Source organism: Methanofollis sp. W23, assembly GCF_017875325.1.
Taxonomy (GTDB): Archaea; Halobacteriota; Methanomicrobia; order Methanomicrobiales; family Methanofollaceae; genus Methanofollis.
Genome location: NZ_JAGGMN010000001.1, coordinates 1,320,549 through 1,343,921 on the forward strand (window position 1 = coordinate 1,320,549; position 23,373 = coordinate 1,343,921).

Annotated in this window: 12 protein-coding genes; 9 read left to right on the plus strand and 3 right to left on the minus strand. The window is 59.2% G+C overall.

Features of this window, described 5'->3' with window-relative positions:
* Positions 1 to 50 precede the first annotated feature (50 nt).
* From J2129_RS05575 to J2129_RS05585, 3 genes are all read right to left on the minus strand, one after another.
* The gene (locus tag J2129_RS05575) at positions 51 to 5,498 is read right to left on the minus strand and encodes a PGF-pre-PGF domain-containing protein (protein WP_209629928.1); all 5,448 of its coding nucleotides are present in this window, start codon (positions 5,496 to 5,498) and stop codon (positions 51 to 53) included.
* 226 nt (positions 5,499 to 5,724) lie between these two features.
* Positions 5,725 to 7,971: a DUF3344 domain-containing protein gene (locus J2129_RS05580; RefSeq protein ID WP_209629929.1), complete on the minus strand. Its 2,247-nt coding sequence runs from the start codon at positions 7,969 to 7,971 to the stop codon at positions 5,725 to 5,727.
* A gap of 139 nt (positions 7,972 to 8,110) precedes the next feature.
* Positions 8,111 to 12,565 (minus strand): NosD domain-containing protein, encoded by a 4,455-nt coding sequence (locus tag J2129_RS05585; protein ID WP_209629930.1) that lies wholly within the window; start codon positions 12,563 to 12,565, stop codon positions 8,111 to 8,113.
* Between the two features lie 1,230 nt (positions 12,566 to 13,795).
* Here J2129_RS05585 and J2129_RS05590 point away from each other — a divergent pair.
* The 9 genes from J2129_RS05590 (at position 13,796) to J2129_RS05630 (ending at position 22,446) form a co-directional block, all read left to right on the plus strand.
* On the plus strand, positions 13,796 to 14,791 hold the full coding sequence (locus J2129_RS05590; RefSeq protein ID WP_348632295.1) for a MoxR family ATPase: 996 nt from the start codon (positions 13,796 to 13,798) through the stop codon (positions 14,789 to 14,791).
* On the plus strand, positions 14,791 to 15,654 hold the full coding sequence (locus J2129_RS05595) for a DUF58 domain-containing protein (protein WP_209629932.1): 864 nt from the start codon (positions 14,791 to 14,793) through the stop codon (positions 15,652 to 15,654). Before J2129_RS05590 ends, J2129_RS05595 begins: the two co-directional genes overlap by 1 nt.
* Positions 15,655 to 16,605, plus strand: a complete 951-nt coding sequence (locus J2129_RS05600) for a VWA domain-containing protein (protein ID WP_209629933.1) — start codon at positions 15,655 to 15,657, stop codon at positions 16,603 to 16,605. It begins immediately after the preceding gene.
* Positions 16,602 to 18,071, plus strand: coding sequence for a hypothetical protein (locus J2129_RS05605; protein WP_209629934.1), 1,470 nt, complete (start codon positions 16,602 to 16,604; stop codon positions 18,069 to 18,071). Before J2129_RS05600 ends, J2129_RS05605 begins: the two co-directional genes overlap by 4 nt.
* A 118-nt stretch (positions 18,072 to 18,189) precedes the next feature.
* Positions 18,190 to 18,894, plus strand: a complete 705-nt coding sequence (locus J2129_RS05610) for an ABC transporter substrate-binding protein (RefSeq protein ID WP_209629935.1) — start codon at positions 18,190 to 18,192, stop codon at positions 18,892 to 18,894.
* A 1-nt stretch (position 18,895) separates the two neighbouring features.
* Entirely contained in the window at positions 18,896 to 19,696 is an 801-nt protein-coding gene (locus tag J2129_RS05615) for a hypothetical protein (protein ID WP_209629936.1), read from the plus strand.
* Complete coding sequence (locus J2129_RS05620; RefSeq protein WP_209629937.1) at positions 19,693 to 20,244, plus strand: ECF transporter S component; 552 nt, start codon at positions 19,693 to 19,695, stop codon at positions 20,242 to 20,244. Before J2129_RS05615 ends, J2129_RS05620 begins: the two co-directional genes overlap by 4 nt.
* Positions 20,225 to 21,670, plus strand: coding sequence for an ABC transporter ATP-binding protein (locus J2129_RS05625; protein WP_209629938.1), 1,446 nt, complete (start codon positions 20,225 to 20,227; stop codon positions 21,668 to 21,670). Before J2129_RS05620 ends, J2129_RS05625 begins: the two co-directional genes overlap by 20 nt.
* Positions 21,667 to 22,446 (plus strand): energy-coupling factor transporter transmembrane component T, encoded by a 780-nt coding sequence (locus J2129_RS05630; protein ID WP_209629939.1) that lies wholly within the window; start codon positions 21,667 to 21,669, stop codon positions 22,444 to 22,446. The genes J2129_RS05625 and J2129_RS05630 overlap by 4 nt, the downstream gene beginning before the upstream one ends.
* Positions 22,447 to 23,373: the final 927 nt, after the last annotated feature.

Sequence of the window (23,373 nt, forward strand, 5' to 3'; positions counted from 1 at the left end):
AACTCCTTTTTCAAATCCGGAAAAATTCATGTTGCATAAAAAAATGGGGATTATTTTCTCCTGAGGACCAGGAGTGCACCGAGGGCGATGAGCGGCAGGCCCCAGAAGACCGGGGTCTTGGTCGGTGCGGTGGTCGGCACCGTCGTCTCATCTGCCGTCTGGTTCACCGGCATGGTCGGGGTCTCGACCGGGGCCTCGACTGCCGGCTGCGTCTCCTCAGGCTCTGCGGCCCCGCCCGTCATGGTGACGATGGCGAAGTACGAGAACCCTGGCGAGTCGGCGCGGTAGACTGCCCTGTCATTCTCCTCGCTGACAAGGGTGGTGTCGAGGTGCTTCCAGGCGCCGTCGACATACCTCAGCATGACCACGTCGCCTGCCTCGACATCATGACTCTCAAGCCAGGTCGATGGCACGGCGAACTCGAGGGTGATCCCGTCGAGCGCCGCAGGGTCGGCATGGTAGAGGGTGACCTCCTGGAGTTCATACACCTGGCCGTCAGGCATCTGGACGTCGTTTCCGAGATGGGCCTTCTTCACTGTGACCAGGAAGTCTGAAACTTCTTCGTAGGCGGTGACCGTGATCTTTTCGATCGCCGTCTCGCCTACCAGGAAGGTCTTCGTCTCGTCGGGCTTGAATGAAGCGGCAAAGGCGGAGACATCGGAGGAACCGCTGCTGGAGGAAGAAGTATGGCTGACCGGTTTTGGATCTGGTTTGGGTTCAGGTGCTGCACCGCCGACCGCGAAGTAGCAGAATTTGTCGGTGGTTGCACTGAAGTACGCTCTTCCATTCTCCTCCTTGACATATGTGGTCGTGAGAGTCTGCCAGGCACCGTCGGTGTACCGCATCAACTTCACATCGCCGGCCTTCATCCCGTGGTCACACAGCCAGCTGACCGGGAGGTCAAAGGTGATGACGGCCTCGTCGATGGTGTTCTCTGGGGCCGGGTAGACGACATGGAGGTACTGGTAGATCCTCTCTGCCGGTGTGTCGATGTAGTTAGGGAGTTCTTCAGGGGTTCTGATCGCGAGTTTTCCATCTGTGATGTCACCGGCGGCCTTGATGGTGATCGCCGAGAACGCTCCCTCTTCAAGGTCGAGCGTCGTATTCTCACCGGCACCGATGTCACCGATGGCGACGACCTCGTCTTCCATGGTCGACGGGATGAAGGCGATCTTGACGACGCCCTTGATGGTGTCCATGCCGCTGACATTCTCGCCCACAAGCCTGAGCGGCCAATTTTCATCGTCACCGTCGAGATGCAGGCCGTTCAGCGAGTTTGCAAGGATGTAGTTGTCGCTGTACATCGCATCGCGGCTGTTGATGACTGTCTCTGAACCGTCGCGGCCGATGATATGGACATCATAGCCTTCTCTTGCAAGGTCGGCATTGAATGACTTACCAGTATGGAAGTTCTCGTCGTCGACATAGCCAAGGAGGAACCAGAGGGGCATACCAGACCATTCTCTACCTTTCTTGTCGATATAGGACTTCTCATGGTTGGCGCCCATGGTGCAGGCAAGACCGCTCTCAAAGTAACCCTTGCTGATGGCCTTGTCTATGGCCCCTTCGAGCTGGAGGTTCCAGTCTGGTTCAGGCACGTCGTAGATCCTGATCTCTGAGACATATTTGGCCGAGAGACCGGCGCAGGACGGGAGGCCGGAGTTGTAGTGCCAGTACTTCTCGTCGATGCACTCGTGCATGTCCCACTGGCCGAAAATGCGGTCTTCGGGCGTGAAGAAGAGCCGATACCCGTCATTGTAGTCAGGGACATAGCCCTTCCCTCCGGAGTACCAGGCAAGGACGGCCTCGCCCTGCCGCTCATCCGGAGCATAGATGTTGTCGTAATGGAGGGTCGTCTCCCATCCGTCAGGGGCGGCGAAGGTGATCTCGGTGTCCGGGCCCATACCGCCAACAAGGTCGCAGAGGTCACGGACTGAGGTGCCCATCATCTGCTCTTCGATCTTGAAGTAACCATGAGGATAGGTCTCGTCCTGGTCCCATGGGTCGTTGGGTGGGAAGTTCAGGCCTTCATAGCGGTAATATGTCTCGCCATCTCCATAGACCTTGAGGTTCTCCTTCATCCAGGTGTAGTCGACGGTTTTCTCGCCGATGACCGTCGTGCGATCTTCGGCGTACTTGACGATCCGCACCGTGGGGATCTCGGTCGGTTTCTGGAACTCGGTCAGTTCGATGCTTTTGATACTGGCAACACTTTGAGAGCCTTCGGTCAGTGCAGAACCGACCAACCTGACTGGGTAACCGTTTTCGTTAGTCAGAGGGGTCCCGTTCAGTTTGTTGGCAATGATGAAATCGTTGTTCTTCGAGATCGCTTCGCTACTGAACTCCTTGCTGTAGTCCCCAGACCCGGTGACTATCACCGTGTAACCCTGTGCAGCAAGTTTTGTGTTAAATGCGCCAGAGCCATGGATGGTGTAGTCGTCGACCCATCCGCAGAGACTCCAGAGTGAGATACCCGACCATTCACGGTTCTTATTGTCAGTCCAGGTGACGGTGTGGTATGGACATGCCGCTGCCGCCTCAAACTCGCTCTGGGTGAAGGTATCGGTGATCTCACCCTTCAGAGTGAGGGTCCATTCGCCGGGTTTCGGGCCTCCCGGCAGGCCGACAAGTGAGATCTCACTGATGGTTCCGACTTTCTGTTTCCCAGAGGTGACGTTCTTCCCTACCAGTTTGAGCGGGAAGTCTCCCTCTGCAAGCGGTTCTCCGTTGAGAGTGTTGGCCACGATATAGTTGGGACTCTTTGCGACGTCGGCGCTGTCGAAGGTTGCATTGAATCCGTCTGGCGCACTCACCTTCACAGTATAGCCATCTGCAGCGAGATTGTCATTGAATGCATCCTGACCATGGACGATGTGGTCGTCGACCCATCCGGCGAAGTACCAGAGTGGAATGCCCTTCCACTCACCGTCCTCGTCGGTGTAGGTGACGCCGTGGCACCTGACAGACTCTTCGAAGAACGCCTGCGTAAAGGTGTCTTCGATATCACCCTTCAGGGTAAGTCTCCAGCCTTCTGAAGGATCAGGGAGACCGACAAGTTCGATGGTGCCGATATTCCCGATCTTCTTGCCCATGGTTACATCCGGGCCCACCATCTGGAGCGGCCAGCAGGGTTTGCCTCCAGAGGTCAGTTCAGGCAGGGGCTCCCCGTTCAGGGTGTTGGCCACGATATAGGTGTCGTCCCTGGCAATGGTTTCGCTCGGGAAGTTGATGTCGTATGGACTTGTACGGTTCCGGTCGGTGACCTTCACCGAGTAGCCTTCAGCGGCCAGTTCGTCGTTGAAGGTGTAGTGGTCGCCGCTCTCCTCGTCGTCGACTGCTCCCACGAGGTACCAGAGGGGCACGCCCTTCCATTCGCCGTCCTCGTTGGTGTAGGTGGCGACATGGCCGCAGGCCACTGCCTGTTCAAACTGTGCCCTGGTGAACGAGAGCGGGGTCTTGCCCTTCAGCGTAAGGGCCCAGTTCTTTTCAACTGGTGGTTCGCCACCGATGAAAATTCTAACTTTGGCGATGGCTTTTTCGGGACCATAACCATCCTGCTTGATGTCGCCATAGTAGAAGAGGACATCATTGTCGTTCTCAAGCGGGTAGATATTCAGACCCTCGGTGGAGGGGTTGCCGTAGTCGTCAAGCGTGGCGCCGTCGACCGAGCATGTCCATGCCCACTGCTCGACAGTTTTTCCACCCTCGTCCTTGACTTTTCTGAAGGTGTACTCCCCGACGTCGTCGAGCATCAGGATGCCGCTATCTGTCATCTTCTTGTCGGTGAGCACATAGTCAAAGCCGCCCACCTCTGCGGCTGCGTGTAACGCTCCGAGAGGGGTGAAGTTGTTGACCTGGTAGACGTTGGTATTGACCGTCTGGTCAAATGTGCCCTCTTCAAGGATTACACCGCCGTCATAGAGAGAGTCGATGCCATCGCTGATCCTGACGGTGATTCGCACGATCGCGTCTGCCTTCTCAGGCCCGAAGTTCTCGATCTTCGTGTCACCGTAATAGAAGAGGAGACGGTCGCCGTCGTGGAGTTCGTAGACATTGACCGCCATCGGGTTGTTGTCATACCCGTCAAGGACAGTGTCGTCGTTCAAGAGGCAGGTCCAGGTATACTTGTAACCAGGCGTTGCATCTTTGGCACTCCTGTTGTAGGCGTACTTCCCGATGTCGTCAAGATAGAGCGTCGGCCAGTCTTTGTCGCCGACCTTGTAGGTGAAGGCCTCGATCTCCGATACCGCATCAAGGGCACCGAGAGCAGTCAGTCGGTTGACCTCACGGTCGGTCTCGACATCGCCATTATAGGCCATGACAGTAAAGGTCTCTGGCGTGAGCGTGACTTCGCCGTCATAGAGTACGTCGACGTCCCCGCCAGGCTGATCTGGCAGGTCGAGTTCGATCTTCGAGATCCCTTCAAGTGCCCGCTGGGTCCCATCCACACCGGTCCCCTGCAAGTAGAGGGGGAAGAAGACGCGGCCGTCAATCCCGGTCTTGTTCAGTTCGATGCCGTCGAGTCTGTTCCCGAGGACATAGGTCTTCTCGCCGTCCGTCACTTCGGTGGAGTAGAAGGTAGAGATCTGTTCTGTGCCCTTCTTCTCACCGTAGACCGTGATCGTGTAGTTCTGCGCGGCGAGGGCTTTGTTCACGGTCGCGGGGTCGTCGTCGTCGACAAGACCGATGACCGCAGAGAGGTCAGCGCCTTCAAGAAGACCAAATTTGTTTGTCTGGAATGAAGCAGGGTGTGCCGCAGCAAGGGTGATGAACTCGTCCCTGGTGAGGGTGCGGTCGGTCGAACCGTTGAGGGTGATGGACCAGTCCTCTGGGGCGGGGTCACCACTCTGGACGGTGATGTTGGTGACTGCCTTTGAGGAGAGGCCCTTTGAGGAGGGGAGGCCGTCATTATAATGACAGTTGTCAGGGAGGCAGTCCTTCATGTCCTGGTTGCCGAAGACATGCTTGCCGTCTGCATTGGTGGTCTCGGCAAAGAAGACCAGGCGCATCCCATCATAATACTCAGGCACATCTGCCCCATCCTTGTACCAGGTGACGACCATCTTCCCCTGTCTGGGGTCGGGGTTGTACACATTCTCGTAAGGGTAGGTCTGTGGGTCATAGTTGTCGATGGGGGTGACCGTCACCGTGTCCCCTTCATCCATGCCGACGACCTCACAGAGATCCTTGAGATCGGTACCCTTCAGGGCGCCCATGTCCAGAAGGTTCTGGTCCTCGGCAAGGTTCCAGGGATCTGAGGTGACCGGACCCTGGTGATAATAGTGGGTCTCACCATCTCCCTGGATGGGGAGGTCTGGTCTACCTGCTTTCAATGTGTTGAGGCTGATCGGTACCTCATCAAGTTTGGTACCGTCTTCAGCCAGTTTTATCACGGTCACTTCGGTCGTGGGAGTTGGGTCTCCCGCAGCCACAGGGGCGACAAGCATCCCTGCAACGGCAAAGACCAGAAGTGCCAGGATTATAAATCGGTTCTTCATCTTCACGTACTCACCTCATAATCAGGAGGGGGAGCCTCCATTCCAGTGATCTACACAATAAATCTCCCAGCAGAGGCATAAAAAGGGTTACCAGATTCAAAATGTTAAATTAACGTGTTTTACGGAATATCTGGGGAATCCACAAATGCCAGCAATTTCCGAAAATAGCTAAAATTCACACAAATCGAAAAGAAAAAAATATTTATATCTATTACTTGCTCAGATCTCAAGAATTCTGCCTGATCAGTAGCGCCGCACCGGCGGCAGCCAGAGAGAGCGCCCATGCGGGCGAAGATTCCTGTGGGGAGGTAGGGGGGATGTCGTTTCCATCTGGTCCGCCTGCGGCCCCTTCCTGCGCGACCTGCACATCAGCGCCCGGCACACCGGCCACGGCAAAGAGGGAGAGCGTATCTGACGATGCCGAGAACTCCTGGTACCCGTCTCTCACGCTCCCTGCATCGGTGGCGAGTGCGGTCCAGGCGGTGCCGTCATGGCACATCAGAGCGACGTCACGAGCTTCGAGTTCCTGGTCCTCGATCCAGGAGAGGGGCACCCTGAACGTGACCGTAAGTGCGGTGGGATCGGCCCTCGCACCATTCAGGCCGATGTCGAGATAGCGATAGACCGGGGCATCAGGGGCCTGCACCGCACCGGCGGACTCCTGGTCATGCACTTCGAGATGGATAGGGGAACGCTGCTCAGGGAGGGTTGCCGAGACCTTCTTGACAACCTGGTTGTCGGTGATGAAGGCCCTGGTCATCGGTGCGGTCGAGGATGCGGCACCCGAGTCACTGCGGCCCGGGGGAGTGCCGGCGGTCGTGACCAGGACCGCGACCCTGCTCTCCAGCACCCCACCGGTGGCGGCGTCCTTCGTCGCCCGCATCATTGCGGTGTTCTCTCTCGGGAAGAGCACCGGGAGGACGTCGAGGTCTGCCATTAAGAGCCTGCCGTCGGCGTGCAGGGCGTCAGTCCACTCGCGGTCATTGAACCCGAGGATCGAGGTCGGCCCGGTGCCCGCCACAAGCAGACGGGCGGCGGCCGTCTGGTCGAGGTCGAGGGGGTCGTCGAAGATGGCCTGGCTCATGGCGTCGTCCTCGAAGACTCCGCCTTCCTCATCGATGGCCAGGGCATCGCACCCGGCCACGACCTGCCAGGTGACCTCAGGGAGAGCCAGGTCTTCACGCACCACCAGGAGCGCCCCGCCGTCGAGGGTGCAGATGCCGTCACCATTCTCGACGGTGACAGAGGTATCACCAGGCGTGATCTCTTCAAGGTTGAAGAGATAGGTCGCCGCCACCGCTGCGTCCTTCTTCCCTGCCCGGTCGGTGAAGGTCTTGTCAGGCGTGACCGTCGTCCCGTCGATCAAGACGGTCAGGTCGGGTTCAGTCCCGGTGCCGTCCTCTTTATTCTTTGCATCGCTCACGAAGAGATAGAGGACTGCGCTCTCGACAAAACCTGTTTCATTTCCCGGGTTGAAGGTCAGGGTCGTCCGCTCTCCCGCACCCAGAACTCCACCGGTTCCGGTGACAGGGAGGAGAGAGACCGAGCCGTTCAGGTAGTTGCCGGGTGGAGCGGTTGTCTCTTTTCCAGAGAGACCTGAGGCATCTGTGGTCCCGTCGCTCCCTCCGTCAGGGGAGACATCGCCCGTGCCCGACGGCGCCGTCCCGACAACCGAAAACCCGCTGCTCCCCGGACCTGAGACGCGGTTCGTCCATGAGATCCCGAGGCCCTGGTTGGACTGGTTGCACCAGCCATAGGAGTTGAACGCAGCATAGGTGGGGAGGTTCTCGAACTCGTACTCCACCCTGACCGCACCGTCGTCTCTTAAATCGTTGAGCCGGGAATTTTCGCCGAGTGTCCCTGCATTGAGATCGATGAAGACGAGATGGAAGGGGTTTGAGCCGTCAGAGACGTCCTGGCCATAATAGATCGGGTATGCCCCTGGCTGGTTGTTCCCTGCGGGTTTCCAGGTTTGGGGGCTGTACACGATGTCTTCCTTCGTGATCGTCCCCTCGTACGACCCCTCGACGTACTCGACCTCATCTGCCGCAGGGGGCATGTTCAGGACCGTCGTCGGGGTCCACCGGTAACCGCTCGCCCTGATGTGGAGAGCGAAGTCGTCGGGGATGGTGCCGTTGACCGCGACCATCAGGATCATGTCGTCGGTGAATCCTCTCCCCCCCGTGTTGGTGAGATAGAAGACACCCGACTGTTCTTCGGTGTTCGTCACCTGCCCGAACGGCTCATTCTCAGGGTCGGTGCTGATGTGGAGGGCGTTGAGCCCGCCGCCATCGAACTTGAAGTACTTGGTCAGCCCGTCGGAGAGCTGGAGGTCAAAGTGGTTGGACCCCGGCATCGTGATCCCGCCTATGTCCTCGGCCGCGGCCGGGACGACACAGGCGATGAGAAGGGAGACCGCCAGCACCGTCAATACAAGAAGTGATCGTCCAAATTTTTTTCTGATATCATTCATCATATTCCCACCATTGAGAGAAAGAGGGGTTCAAGTATGCTTCTGTATCTCCGTGTCCCCTGATGAAGTTTGTTTTTTTACCGAGGTTCAATAGATGTGTTGAACTCGGTCCTACTGCACAGAAAAAAAGGAGATGATTTCAGTCCCTCTTCACGAGGAAAAGGGCGCCGATCGCGGCGATGGAGAGGAACCAGGGGACCGGTGACTTCTGCGTCGTCGGCGCCGCCTTCGCCGGCACGGTCGTCTCTTCGACCGGTGCAGGTGTATCGGTCACGACCGGAGTCGGCGTCTCCGTCTCATCGGCCTGTCCGGTGGCAGAGGTGGTCTCGCCGCTCGCGATTGCGAAGTACGAGAACCCGGAGGCCTCGGCCGAGTACAGGGCCTGGCCGTTCTCTTCCTTCACGAACGTGGTCTTGAGCGGCTTCCACCCATCGTTCTCGTACCCGAGGAGAACGATCTTGCCGGTGGAGAGGTCGTGCTCCTTGAGCCAGGTCGTCGGCACCGCAAACTCAAGGGTCACCGTGTCGATGGCCGATGCATCGGTGTGGTAGAGGGCGGTCTCGATGAGTTGATAGGTCGGGCCCTCCGGCGCTGGCACGTCCTTCGTGAGAGACGCCTTCTGCACCGTCACCAAGAGGTCGTCGATCGCGTCATAGGCCTCGACCGTGATCCTCGTGATCGCTGTCTTGCTCACCGCAAAGGTCTGCGACTCCCCGGCAGGGATGGAGCCAGAGATCGCGGCGACGTTGGAACTTCCGCCACTGCTGGAAGAGGAAGAGTGCGATGCTGGCGGTGCTGCTGCATTTGTGACCGCAACAAGTCCAAAGTCACAGAGACCTTCCGGCGAATCGGCACAGAACCCATATCCATACTGATCATTCAGACCGGCACAGATAGTGTTCAGGACACTGCTGCGGCCATCTTCGCCGAGACGGAGGATCCTGACATTGCCGGGCCCACCGACTGCATCGACCCACGCCTTGCTCACATTCATGACGATCGTGGCATTGGCAATCTCCGCACCGTCTTCAAGCCCAGTCTTCTCGACATGAAGGAGAGAGGCGATGCCCCTGTTCTTCAGGCCCTGCTTGTTGAGAGTTCTGGTAAACGCCGATTCGACCCCTGCAGAGGGGTGGACACTGAGCGTGGCGGCGAGCACGGCATCCTCAGGAAGAGCAGTGAGGTTTACGACCATCGACCCGCCGACCAGGCCGGCTTCAGCGGACTCAAGGACGAGCTGCCGCGGGATCAGCGAGATGCCGGTGACGTTCCCGGTGATCTGCCCACCCGCCATGGTAGCACTGCCGTCGGTCATGAAAACCAGGGTGTAGGCACCCCGGTAGATCGTGACCTCACTCCCGTCGTCAGAGAGGGTGCTGTCCACAAGGGAGGTGTCGACGGCGATCTTCTTCCCCCCTTCACCGGCAGAGAACGTGCATCCCGGTACCTTCAGCGAGACCTTCCCGGACGCCGTGCCGTTCTCAGGCTGGGCTGATACAAGGTAGTTCTCCTTCGGCTTTACAAGCGGGCCGAATTGTTCGTTCACACCGTCGATCTGATAGACCTCGTCTCCGATCCCGTCGCCTTCCTTATCGACACCGGTGTAGGTGTCCCAATAGTTGCCGAGGCGGGCGGTGTAGGTGTTCCCTTCATAGGTGTAGGTGACTGGTTCGGGGGACAGCCAGACCTGCTTGACCTCGGCAGAGGTCGGGGTTGGGACGTTCACGAAATCGTTCAGATAGAAGACATTGTCCTTTGTCGTGGCTCCACCGAGGTAGAGCGCCCAGTACGTCGGGTTCGAAAAGACGTTCCCGACGAATACATTGTTGTAACCGCCGATCAGACCGACTGCTCTGGCGGATGCATTGATCACATTGCCGGTAAAGACGTTGTCACCGGTGTTCTGGAGATAGATCCCGTAGAAGGGAATATCGTCGATGGTGTTGTTCGTAAATCTGTTCTCAGCACCATCGATCCTGATCCCGGTTGACGAGATGTGACAGAGGGTGTTTTCAGCAACAAGGTTGTCGGTGCACTCTCTCCCGATGTTGATCCCGGTCGCTCCACCGGTGAACGTGTTCCCACTCACGGTGAGCCCGGTGCATCCGTTCAGGATATAGGCCCCATAGTTGTTGTCGACGCCTTCGTTGCCGACGATCGTAGAGTCGGAGGTCCGTTCACAGTGGACGCCGAAGGCGTTCTTGACAAAGGTGTTGTCGCGGACGACGCAACCGGAACACCCGTCGAAGAAGAGCGCGTTCCAGTTATTCTTGATGATGTTGCCTGAGAATGTGACTCCTTCAACGTCTTTCACCAGGACCGCAAGGCCCCTGTAGGACTGCGAACTGCCGGTGATGGTGAGGTCTGAGATGGTGACGTCTTTGGTGGTGATCAGCAAAACTTTTGCAGTCGGATCCGGGGCATTGAGAATGGTCTTCTCAGGGCCGTTCTCTGATCTGATGGTCAGACATTTGTCGACCGTCACGGTCTCGTTGTAGGTTCCGTCCCTCACAACGATGGTATCCCAGTCATAGGCCGCGGTGACCGCGTCCTGGATAGTCGTGTAGTCGCCACTGCCGGAGGCGTCGATATACAGGGTTGCGGGTTCATGACCTGCCGGCACAACCCGTACCGCCGCCGTGCCGGTGGCACCGGCATATGTTGCCGTGACATTGAGCGACCCGCCTGCGACGGCAGTGAAGAGTCCGTTCTCATCGATGGTGCCGAGGCTCTCGTCGTCGGTCGACCAGGCAAATGGCGTGTCCGGGATTGCGTTGCCGTACTGGTCGAAGGTCTCTGCACTGAACGTCGCGGTCTCACCGACCTTCAACACCGCCTCAGAGGGGGTGACTCTGATCTCGGAGGGTTTGGGGAGAGAGAGTTCGATTTCGGTGAGGGCGGAGATCTCGCGCGATCCGCCGAGGAACTTCAGGGGCCAGTAGACTTCCCTGCCAAACGTGCCGGGCCTGATCTCCTGGCCGTTCATGGTGTTGGCAACGACCATCTGCTTCTCACCGATCAGGTCGGTGCTCGGGATCTCCAGGGTGAAGGGACGACTGCGCCGTTCGCCCTTGACAATGATCGTATAGCCCTTCTCTGCGAGGGCGGTGTTGAGCGTGGCTGGGTCGTCGTCATCGACCATTCCGACAAGCACCCTGAGGTCAACGCCACCCCAGGTGTTGGAGGAGTAGTCGGTGTACTCTGCAGGATGCTCGTTTGCAAGGTCGATGAATCCAGACCTGCTGACATTCTTCTCTTCGGCACCGCTGAGGTCGAACGACCAGTCCGGCGGCGTCTCGACGGGGATCTCGACTGTTCCGTTTACTGCACCGTTTTCCGCAGTGATCGTCGTGGTGCCGGCAACCAGGGCCTCGAAGCACCCGGTCTCATTCACGGTACCGACCGTCTCGTTGCTGCTCGACCATGCGAAGGTGATGCCAGGCATCTCATTGCCTTCCTGGTCATAGGCGGTGGCGGTGAACTGGTGTCCCTCGCCGGGGTACAGGACCTGTTCCGGTGCTGCAGAAACCTCGATGGTGGTCAGTTCCTGGGGAAGAGCCGTGACCGTGACCGCCGCGCTTCCTTCGACATCACCGCTCACAGCAAAGACTGTCGTCGTTCCTGAGGAGAGAGCCTCAAAATATCCAGTCTCATTGACTGTGCCGACCGTCTCATTACTGCTCGACCATGCAAAGGCGACCTCAGGCATCTCATTCCCGTCCTGGTCATAGCCCATTGCGGTGAAAGTCTGGTTCTCGTTGACGAGGAGGGTGGCAGTCTCGGGAGAGACAGTGATGGTAGTCAGCGTCGGTTCCGTCGGGGCAGGCACTCCGATGACGCTATATCCACTGCTCCCTGATCCGGCCACACGGTTCGTCCAGGAGATGCCTTCATCCTGGTTGGAAGCTTTGCAGTAGCCGTAGTTGTCAAAAGCCGCAAAGGTCTCCAGGTTCTCGAATGAGTAGTCAATCCTGACTGCACCGAGGTCTGTCGTGTTTTCATCACCATAGAACTGCCCGAGGCAGAGGTCAATGAACATGAAATTGAAGGTGTTCTCAGTATCAGTCATGTCCTGGCCATAGAAGAAGGGATAGTCAGGCTGAGTGGATGGCCTCCAGATCTGCGGGCCATAGATGAAGTCTTCTTTGCCGAAGGATTCGTCAACAGCTCCTGCGACATACTCCTTGTCATCTATAGAACCAGGTTCCCACCTGTATCCACTGGACTTGATATGGACAGCAAAGTCGTCAGGAATGGTCCCATTCACTGCAAGCAGCAGGATGACTTCGTCATTATAGCCTCTGCCACCGGTGTTCGTGAGGTAGAAGGTGCCGGACTGGTCAGACGAGATCGTGACCTGACCACCTCTGACTGAAGCGTCATTGGTGATGTGCATGGCATTCAGGCCCCCGCCATCACATTTGACATAGTAGGTGTCGTTCCCGAAGGTGTTAAATCGTGCATTTCCGTCGTTTGATACCTGCACATGGATGTGCCGGTAGTCGGTCAGCGGTTCGGCCGCTGCCGGTGTGATGACAAGAGTTAGCAGGAGGAGGAGCATCGCTGCAGCGATGACCATTCCCACTAACCTCATGGATTTTCGTTGATCATCAAACAAGTAAATCGCTCCATATATCAGATTAAACAATAAAATGAGCAACAATAATGCCAGATATGGCAGAATGTCCCTTATAAAATTCTTAATGTTCGATCAATTAAAGATTGTTACTTGATGTCATAGGTAAATTAAATAAGATTAACTTACTTGAATTCAGGGAGACTGAGGTTTTTACTTCATATTAAGGATGAAAATAACATGAATCACGACAAACAAGAGCGCCAGGGAGACCCGCGTCGTCTGAACCAGCGCGGTGATTCGAAGATAGGATCTGGAGAGTTCCTCTTGATGCCCCTCTTTGACGGGAGACTGGCCGCTTGATGATCTCCAATCTTCTCAACTCCTTCCGGTCGTCCTCCCAACCTCCCCAACTGGTGAGAGACGAAAAATAGTATTCTCTCATTTGAATCATCTAAAGAACTTTTTCCAACCCTGAATTTATAGAACTCATCACTCATTCCTGATATCAGAGTGACTCAATCGCCTTCCCAGATCGATCGTGCCAGGGCTCTATCGAAAATTTTCATAAGTTCCTTCCAGCCGCATCCCCTGGACTCCAACGATGACAATAGGGAGGGAAGGCACAATTAATGGACCTGAAGAGAGATTTACCGACCTCGGCCTATCGTGTAGCGGGGGGCCCGGGGGGCGGCACGCCCCCCGCAGAGATAGTCACTGTAAGGATTTCTACAGAACCGAAAATAGGGTATTCATACCGATGAGTCCCTCTTCCCCAAAAGGGGAGAGGACAGGGGATGCCCCCGGGGGCAGATAATGGAGGGTCTAAACCTTGAGACCGGCCAGGACGATGATAGCAGTGCAATGGTCTTCATGAAACCAGGGATATTATACCCGATTTCCGCCTGGCCCGAGGATTCATGGAGTGTAAGTCTGCCCCCAGACCCCTGTACGTGAGTGTCTCCCCTCAAAGGTGTGTGGTCTGCCTATTTGTTCAAGGATGTTGATTGACCTCTGATGCCAATCAAACAATTATGTTTAATGTCGGGGGATGAAATATAGTTTTCGCTTTGTCCCTGTGCCCGAGGAAAATCCATTTTTATCGGCCCAATTTGGAAAATATGTATACATCGCACCAATAACGCAGGCGGGACCGCACGAGTTAACCGCCAATCGTTAATCCTGGCGACAGATCAATATCATAATATCGCTCCATACCAAAAGATATGACATTAAGGCTGTGGTCCTGTGCAGAATAACACAATACAGACAGAAGAAGGAACCGCACAGATACAGGAATGCAGAGACGCCCTCATACAGGTAAAAAAGGAGATGCAACAGGTGATCGTCGGGCAGGAGGAGACGATCAGAGACCTCCTCACCGCCCTCGTCGCGGGGGGCAACGTCCTCCTCGAAGGAGTGCCGGGCCTGGCAAAGACCCTCACCGTCCGGACACTCGCCGCCTGCACCGCCTGCTCATTCGCGCGCATCCAGTTCACCCCTGACCTCCTCCCCTCGGACATCACCGGCACGACCGTCTACCGCCAGCACGACGGCGTCTTCTCCCTGGTGAAAGGACCGGTCTTCCACCACATCGTGCTGGCAGACGAGATCAACCGCGCCCCGCCGAAGGTCCAGTCGGCCCTCCTCGAGGCGATGCAGGAGCGGCAGGTCACCATCCAGGGTGAGACCTGCGCCCTGCCCGATCCCTTCTTCGTCCTGGCCACCCAGAACCCGATCGAGTCCGAAGGGACCTACCCCCTCCCCGAGGCCCAGACCGACCGCTTCCTCTTCAAACTCATCATGGACTATCCAGGAGTGGAGGACGAGGTCGAGATCCTCGACCGGTTTGCCGCCAGGACCGAGGTCGCCCCCGCCTGCATCCTCGGCGTTCCTGAACTCAAGACGATCCAGGCCACCGCGCGCGCCGTCCGCGCCGACCCGGCGGTGCGAGAATACGCCGCCAGGATCGTGGACGCCACCCGACACCCGGACAGGTATGCCCTCGAGAGCGGGGAGTACATCGAGTGGGGCGCCTCGCCGCGTGCCACCCTCTCGCTGGTGCTGGGGGCCAAGGCCCGCGCCCTCCTGGAGGGGCGTGCCTACATTGTCCCCCACGACATCAAGGCCGTCGCCCACAATGCCCTGCGCCACCGCATCCTCCTCACCTACACCGCAGACGCCTGCGGGATCAGGAGTGATGCGATCATCGACGAGGTGCTCGGCGTCGTCGAGGTGCCATGATGGAGACAGTCGCCGACCTGATCGCACGGGTGAGACCGGTGCCGCTGATGGCCCTCCTCGAGGCCGGCGGCACCTTTGCGGGCGGGCACCGCTCCCCCCTCATCGGACAGGGGATCGAGTTTGCCGGGATCAGGGCCTATGTCCCGGGCGACGACGTCCGCGCCATCGACTGGAAGGTCACCGCCCGTCGTGCGGATCCATATGTGAGGGTCTTCACCGAAGACCGGGAGATGAGCCTGTACATCGCCGTCGACTGCTCGGCCTCAGGAGGTTATGCCGGGGCCGGGCAGAAAGACCGGACGATCATCGACGCGGCCGCGGCCCTCGTCCTCGGCGCCGAGTCGTGCGGCGACCGGGTGGGGCTCTGCCTCTTCTCCGACAAGATGGAAAACCTCATCCCGGCACGCCGGGGACGGCGACATGTGGCCGTCCTCCTCTCCGCCCTGCGTGCGCGGATGCCCTTCACCGGCCGCACCGACCTCCAGGCCGCGCTTGGCGCCCTTGCCCCGTCCCTTCCCCCCCTGAGCACCGTCCTCATCATCTCAGACTTTGCCTCCCCTCCTTTCATAAAGGCCCTGAAGGCACTCAGGGGGAAGCACCGGGTGGTGCTCCTCAGCGTCGCCGATCCCCATGAACAGGAACTTCCCGACCTCGGCCTCCTCTCTCTCGAAGACATCGAGAGCGGGGAACAGGTAATCGTCGACACCTCAGACCCGGCCGTCAGGCAGCGTTTCCGTGAGGCCTCGGTCGGACGCACACACGACCTGGCCATGGCCGCCGGCGAGTGCATGACCCCGCTGATCCCACTCACGGCAGGGGACGACCTTGGTGAGGCGTTGATAAGAGCGCGGGGGTGGCACTGAGTGGCAGGGTTTTCTCATCCCCTCTGGCTCCTCGCTCTCCTCGGCCTGCCGGCCCTGTACCTTCTCTACCTCAGGGCAGAGAAGACACGGAAGAGAGAGGCCCTCCTCTTCTCAGGAGTGTCCACCGCTAAGGAGGCGATCGCGGATACGAAACCCTCAAGGCGGCCTCGGATCCTCTTCCTCCTCACCCTCCTCGCGATCGCCCTCCTGATCACCGGCCTCGCCGCCCCCCACCTGCCACTGGAAGGGATGCATGAAGGGGTCTCAGTGGTGCTCGCGATCGATACCTCAGGAAGCATGGCAGCGACCGACTACCCACCAGACCGTCTCTCGTCTGCAAAGTCAGCCGCAGAAAAACTGCTCGACGGACTGGAGCGCGAGGACTACGCCGGCGTCGTTACCTTCGAGAACGGTGCGATGAGCGCCGCCTATCTCTCGCCAGACCACGACCGCGTCGTCGGAAAACTCAGGGCCATCAAACTCAAGGACGGCCCCACCGCCCTCGGCGACGGCCTCGCCCTCGCCGTGGACATGGCCGACGCCATCCCGAACCGGAAAAAGATCGTGGTCCTCCTCTCAGACGGGATGAACAACGCAGGCATCATCTCCCCGACGCAGGCCGCCGGGTTTGCCGTGGAGCGGGGCGTGCAGGTCTACACCGTCGGCCTCGGGTCCTCTGGGCCGGTTGCTCTCGGGACCGCAGAGGACGGCTCCACTCACTATGCCCGCCTCGACGAAAAGACACTCAGGGAAGTGGCGAGCACGACCGGCGGGATATATTTCAGGTCAGTCGACGGCGACACCCTCCAGGAGATCTATGCCGCCCTCCCTGACGAGATCGAGCGGGAACCCGAGGAGACCGATGTCGCCTGGGCCTTCTTCTTTACAGCCATCCTCGTTCTCCTTGCTGAATGCTGGCTGCGATATGGAAGGGGGAGGATCCTCCCATGACCAGGCGGTTCATCCTTGTCCTTCTCCTCCTCTTCGCCGTCGTGGCCTGCAGCGCCGAAGCGGCGGGGGAGGTCACCCTCTCAGCCCCGCAGAGCGATTACGTCTTCCAGATCGGGGAGACCGGAGAGATCACGCTCGACGTCGCCAGTTCCTTCGGGGCCGAGGTGCCTGGCACCCTCACCGTGGCACTGAGACCGACCGATGGAACAGTCGGTGCCGGACGGAACCAGGTACGGAGCATCAAGGTCGGGAGCGGGGAACGCACCCTCGCCGTTACGCTCGGCACCTCTGAGATCCCCGCGACCTTCGGGCTCGCGGTCACCTTCGAGTACGAGGGGAAGGCGGCGCACCTCTCAGGGGTGACCGTCCGCTTTGTCGAGGAGATCACTGATGAAGAGACCCAGTCCGAGCAGGAAGCCAGGGTGACTTCGGTCGAGACATCGGCGGCGCAGTCGCAGGAAGGGACCGGCGGCAGCCAGAACACCGCCTCGACCGCCGACCGGATGGTCCAGGCCGGTCAGATGCCGCAGGACGCCGACGCCCTCAGGGCCGGGATGGCAGAGGAGGACCAGCAGATCAGGGAAGCACAGGACGACCTCCTCGCCAGGGTGATGGCCGACCCCGTAGTCCTGCGCCTTGACCACCGGTTGAAGATCGACGGCTTCGAGCAGGCCGGGCAGGAGGGCGAGCCTGAGAGTGGGGAGTTTACGCTCACCTATCTGCGGGGCGAAGGTGAAGAGGCCAGGATCGACGGTGTGATGGCCGACGACCTCGCCTATGCCTGCCTGACCTCGGCCTCTCCCCTCCAGATCCCCGGCCTTGTGGCCGGGAACCAGACCTTCCAGGAGTACGCCGGTCAGGTGACCGGGGAGGGACTTGCCCGCGGCAGGACGGTCATGAACCTCACCCCAGAGGAACAGTTTTATTCCTTCTCGTACGGCGATGGGACCGCAGAGATTCATGTCACGCTCTTCGGGGGAGCGGTCAGAGAGGTCACCCTCGACTGGCAGATGAACTGGCTCCCGCTCATCGGGCTGATGGCCGGATGCATCCTCCTGCTGGCAGCGGCCTACACAGCCTCCAGGCGGCGGCACGAGAAGACTCCGTCTCCCCTCCCTCCAGAAGAAGAGAAGCCCACGCCGCCCCCCGGACCCTCCCCTCTCGCCCTCCTTGCCAGGGCCGAGGCCGACTATGAAGCCGGCGAGGAGGTGCAGGCCTACCGGGGGGCGGCGCGGGCCCTCAGGGAGCAGGTCTCCATGACCCATGGCGCAGGCACCGAACTCACCGACGAAGAGACGATCGCCCTCCTCTCTGAGGCCGATCCCACGACGGCAACGGTCAGAGAGGCACTCTCAAAATGCAGCAGAGTTTCTTTTGGCGGGAGGTCTCCAGAAAAGACTGAATTCATATCGATTGTCAGGGTGATCAGGGAGATCATCACGAAAAATAATGGAGAAGTTCAATGACTCTATTGAACATCCATCCTCCCCCACACTTCCAAAATGAAATGATTTCACCGAGAATTCCGGGATTAAATCCTGCATCCTTATTATCCATCCACGCGAAAAAGTACACCAGATTACTATGACAGTCTACGTAGCCATGGACGACACCGACAACCTCACCTCCCGTGGGACCGGGAGACTCGCCAGAGCGGTTGCCGCGACCCTCTCCAGAGAATATAATGTCTACGGCGTCACACGCCACCAGCTCTTCGTCGACGACGCGATCCCCTATACCTCGCACAACTCCTGTGCCGTCATCCACCTCCCCCATGCCGAGAAACAGGACGTCCCTGCGATCTTCGCGATCGCAGAGAAGTGCATGCTCGACGACTTTGTCGAGGGGAGCGACCCCGGACTTGCCGTCGCCTCTGCCAACCAGGTGACGCCTGCTCTCATCGCATTCGGGAAAGATGCCAAGGCGAATGTGCTCACGCAGGAGACGGCGCGAAACCTTGCACAGAACCTTGACATCATGCTCAAGGGACTCGGCGGAACCGAGGACGGGGTCATCGGGTCCATGGCAGGGATCGGGCTTGCCCGTGCCGGGAACGACGGGCGGTTCCTCCAGGTCGGGAAGATCAGGGAGATCACCGGCCTGTGCACCGCCGCCGAACTTTTCGAGGCCGGGATCGACGCGATCATCACCCGGGACGGCCGGCAGATCACAGAGGGGGTCATCGAGGCCCCTGAAGGAAAATCAGTAAAGCCCTGCCCGATCGGCGGCTGGATCGTCCTCATCGTCGATGAACAGGACGGGCACCTCATCCCTGTGAAAAGAGATTAAGATGGAATTTCGTACCAGAGTCGTCGTTGCCTTTGCGCTCCTCATCGCAATCGCAGCAGCGGCTCTGGCAGTCCAGTTCTCTGCCGAAGGGCTTTACGGCCCTGAGACCGGCCTCGAACCCCCGGTCAGTTCAGACATGACCTTCTCGCGGGCCGACTTCATCTACGGCCCGCAGGACTGGCGCCCGTACCTCATCCCCCTCTCCCTCAACACCCTCCCTGCCGCAGACGATACGAGAGAGTGGTACTTCATGTTTGTCAGGGTGAACGAGACCCCGCAGGGTGGAAACCCCGCCCTATACACCCTCCGCTCCGTCGCCGTCGACTACGCCTTCAACGACCTCTCAGGGACCGCGTCCTTCTACCTGTACGGGAAAAAATTCGGGAGCGGGAGGGCATGGACCAGCAGACAGGACGGTTATGGGTCCTCCGGCTTCCTCGTCACCGGGACAGCCGAGCCAGGCCGCGGGATGCCCCAGGCCTCCCCACTCAGGCACACCGGCGAGTGGGTAGAGATGAGGCTTGCCAATGTCCACGGCCTCGGGCCTGACGAGATCCCCACCTCAACCGTCTCTCTCTGGTTCCCGCAAAACAAAGTGGGGCAGGACGCCCTTCATATCACCACCGACCCTGCAGAGCGCAAGGGCCAGGTCACCACCGACGCCCCGACCTCAGGGCGTTTCTATATCACCCACACCGGGGGGAGCCGTGTCGGAGCTGTGTATCTCCTTGTCGCTGTGGACCAACCCCAGCCGGACTCCTTCTCGCTCAGGCTTCAGACCAGTACAGAGGCGGTATCATGACCAGAAAAGAATCTTACTTCTCCCCCTATGAGATCGCAGTCCTCTCCCTCTGCGGCGCCCTTATCTTTGTCTCAAAAGTGCTGATCAAAGTCCCGCTTCACTCACCCGGCCACTCCTGTCTCTTTGTGGTGATCCCCTTCCTTGTCGGGTGCGGGGTGGTACGCAAACCTGGGGCCGCGACCTATATCGGACTGATCACCGGACTGCTCGCCTCATTTTTCGGGCTCGAAGCACTCCACCTCTTCGACGTCTTCAAGTATCTTGCCATGGGTCTGGTCATCGATGCCACCGCCCTGGTCTTCAACTTCAGGATGGACAACCCCGCCGTGGGATTCATCGCCGGCGCCGCGGGAAGTATCGCAAAGATGGCAGTGAACTACAGCGTCCACCTTCTCCTCGGCGTCCCGGCCACTTTCATCGTCCTCGGGGTCGGCGTGGCCTCGGTGACTCATCTTGTCTTTGGCGGGATCGGGGGGGTGATCGGCGCCCTTGTCATCGCTCGTCTCATCAGGGCAGGGGTGATCGCGGGTGCGCCCTCCTCGACCTGACCCTGTCATCGAGATCCAAGGCCTCTCATGCACCTACCCCATGTGGGGCACGGTCCTGAGAGACCTCGACCTCTCAGTCAGACCAGGGGAATTTATCCTCCTCACCGGTCCTTCTGGTGCGGGAAAGTCCACGCTTCTCAGGTGCATCAACGGGCTCTTCCAGCACGGGGATCTGGGTGAGGCCACAGGGAAGGTGCGGGTATGCGGGAAAGACCCTGGGGTCACCAGGGTCTGCGACCTTGCATGCCAGGTCGGCACCGTCTTCCAGGACCCCGACCACCAACTTTTCTCCAGCGATGTCGAGAGCGAGATCGCCTTCGGACTCGAACAACTCGGTATGGAACCTGCGCAGATGCGGGGACGAATCGAGGAGGCGGCCGAGGCCGTCGGGATCATGCATCTTCTCCAGAGAGAAGTGAACACCCTCTCCTGGGGAGAGAGACAACGGGTCGCCATCGCCTCGGTCGTTGCCATGCACCCGGTGGTCCTCCTCCTCGACGAACCGACCTCGGGGATCGACCAGAGTGGTGCCAGACACCTCGTCTCGGTCTTGAAGAGGTTGAACCAGGAGTCCGGGCTGACGGTCGTCGTCGCCGAGCACCGGTACGAACATTTTTCCAGGGTGTGCTCCAGGCTCATCTCGGTCCAGGACGGTGCGATCTCTTATGATGGGCCGCCGGTGAGGGCAGGCCTTGAGGCAGAGGTGCGTGAGCAGGGCGATGGGACTGAAGTAGAGACTCCTGACCGCCCCCCCATCCTCTCCTTTGAAGAGATCGTCTATACCTATCCTGGGGCCGCCCGCCCGGCTCTCAACGGCGCCACCCTCTCGGTCCACACCGGCGAGGTCGTCGTCCTCGCCGGCCCGAACGGGTCAGGGAAGAGCACCTTGCTCAGGCATGCGAACGGACTTCTCACGCCAGACCAGGGGGTGGTCAGGATCAGGGGGGAGACGATCGCGGGGAAGTCGGTGGCCGAGATCGCCTCGACAGTCGGGTTCCTGGCGCAGCATGCCGACACCCAACTCTTTGCCGAGACGATCGGGGACGAGATCGCCTTCGCACCAGAGAACCTTGGGTTTTCTCATGAGAAGAGGGAGGCCGCGGTCGCACGGGTGATCGACATCCTGGGCCTGGAGCGGCTTGGCCGCCTGGCTTCTCCTCTCAACCTCTCGGTCGGCGAGAAACAGCGGGTGGCCATTGCAGGTATCCTTGCCATGGAGACGTCGGTGCTCGTCCTCGACGAACCCACGCTCGGCCTCGACCCTGCCCGCAAGGCAGGACTCGCGGAGGGGTTGCGTCGCCTTGCAAAGGAAGGGAAGGCGGTGCTCGTCACCACCCATGACCATGAGTTTGCCGCACTCCTCGGCGGGCGCGAGGTCATGATGCAGGACGGGCGGGTCGTCCCATCGGAGGGAGCGTGGGGATGAAACGGGAGCGAGGGGTGCACTATCTCAAGGGGAGCACCTGGCTCCACCGCCTCGATCCCAGGACAAAACTTGTCGCTCTTGTCCTCCTCAGCATGGCGGCAATGGCGACCGAAGAACCCTTCCCCCTGCTTCTCGTCTTCGTGACCGTGCTTGCCGTCGCCGCGCTCTCGCACCTGACCCGCCCCTTCCTCTGGTCGTTGCGCCTCCTCGTCCCTGTCCTCCTCTGTATCTTCATCATCGATGCCTTCGTCCCACGGGTCGCCTGGGGCACGACCTACTTCTCGGCCGAGTTCCTGGTCTTCAATCTGGCCCTCTCCACTGGCGGAATCCTATTTTCAACAGCAATGTGCCTGCGTCTCCTCTCGGTCGGAGGGTTCTCGTTTCTTTTCATCATGACGACCGCCTTCTCCGATTTTGTCAGGAGCCTGCGGGCTTCCGGCCTCCCTAACACCCTGGCCTTCTCCTTAGGGTATGCTCTCAGGTCGGTCTCGGCCCTCACCGAGGATATCGGGAATATCATGGATGCCCAGCGTTCCAGGGCCCTTGAATTCGACAGAGAAAATCTCTTCAAAAATCGGCACAAGATCCTGGCTCTCGCCGTGCCGGCGACCATCTCGGTCCTCTCCAGGGCACGCCAGGTCTCAGAGGCGATGCAGTGCCGGGGCTTTGGGGCCTCTGCACGCCCGACCTGTTATCAGATGCAGCAGACCGGGTGGGAGGATGTCGCGCTGATCGTGTGCGTCTTCCTCGGCGCTGCGATATCCTTTCTGTTATGAATGCTCTGGAGAACTCCTCTGGATTGGGCTGTGTTGAATCGGGCATGAACCTCGGGCTCAAGCATACATGGAGCATATCCCAAAAGTATCCAGGGCTCGATCAATCACCTTGATCAGGACTATTCTCAGCCATTCCACTGCTTTCCCCACTTCAATCGCCGTCCTGGGGGTTCCGGGAGCAGCGACCACGACGTGATTGATGGTAGTGGGCGAACCGATCAGACGGGCCGCCCCACTGGAAGGACGAGGAATGTTAAACGATTTTCTCCCGCCGGGGGGCGCTGCCCCCGGACCCCCCCACCACGAAGATAGGGGCGGGGCCGCAGCACGGTCTTGAACGACGCTGTACTTCAGAAACCTCCTCCGCTCAAATATCAAGGCCGAAGAATTTTGGGATGACCTCATGATGAAAATTCTTGTGGCTCCTTGGTGTGAGGATGGATCGATCCTTGATCCTTCTTCTTGCGTTCGATGAGTGAACAGAAATCAGGCCCTGTAGAAACCCTCACCAATTCCAGATGTGCGCGTGACTCACCCTCCTTCCCCATCATCTCACCATGGGTTCTGCCCCCGGACCCCCGAGATAAAGATTGAGCCGGGAAGGCATATCCGAACTCCCTGAAGAGGGATTGCCCCGTCCACGACCTATCGTAGTGCGGGGGGGGTGCGGGGGGCGGCACGCCCCCCGCCAGAGAGAGGTCCAGAGGGTTTCTACAGAGCCTGAAATTGATCATCGTGCCGCCCTCGCATATCCTGGGTCCGTGGGGGGTCCGGGGGGCACTCGCCCCCCGGCACGAGATTGGAATGAAAATTCTGCGATGAGGGCGGCACGCCTGATCATCACGCCTTCCTCACATGCTCGTACGGGGGGCAACACCACGGCGAAGCCCACGAGGGACAGCAGATCATCAGAGATTTCCTCACAAA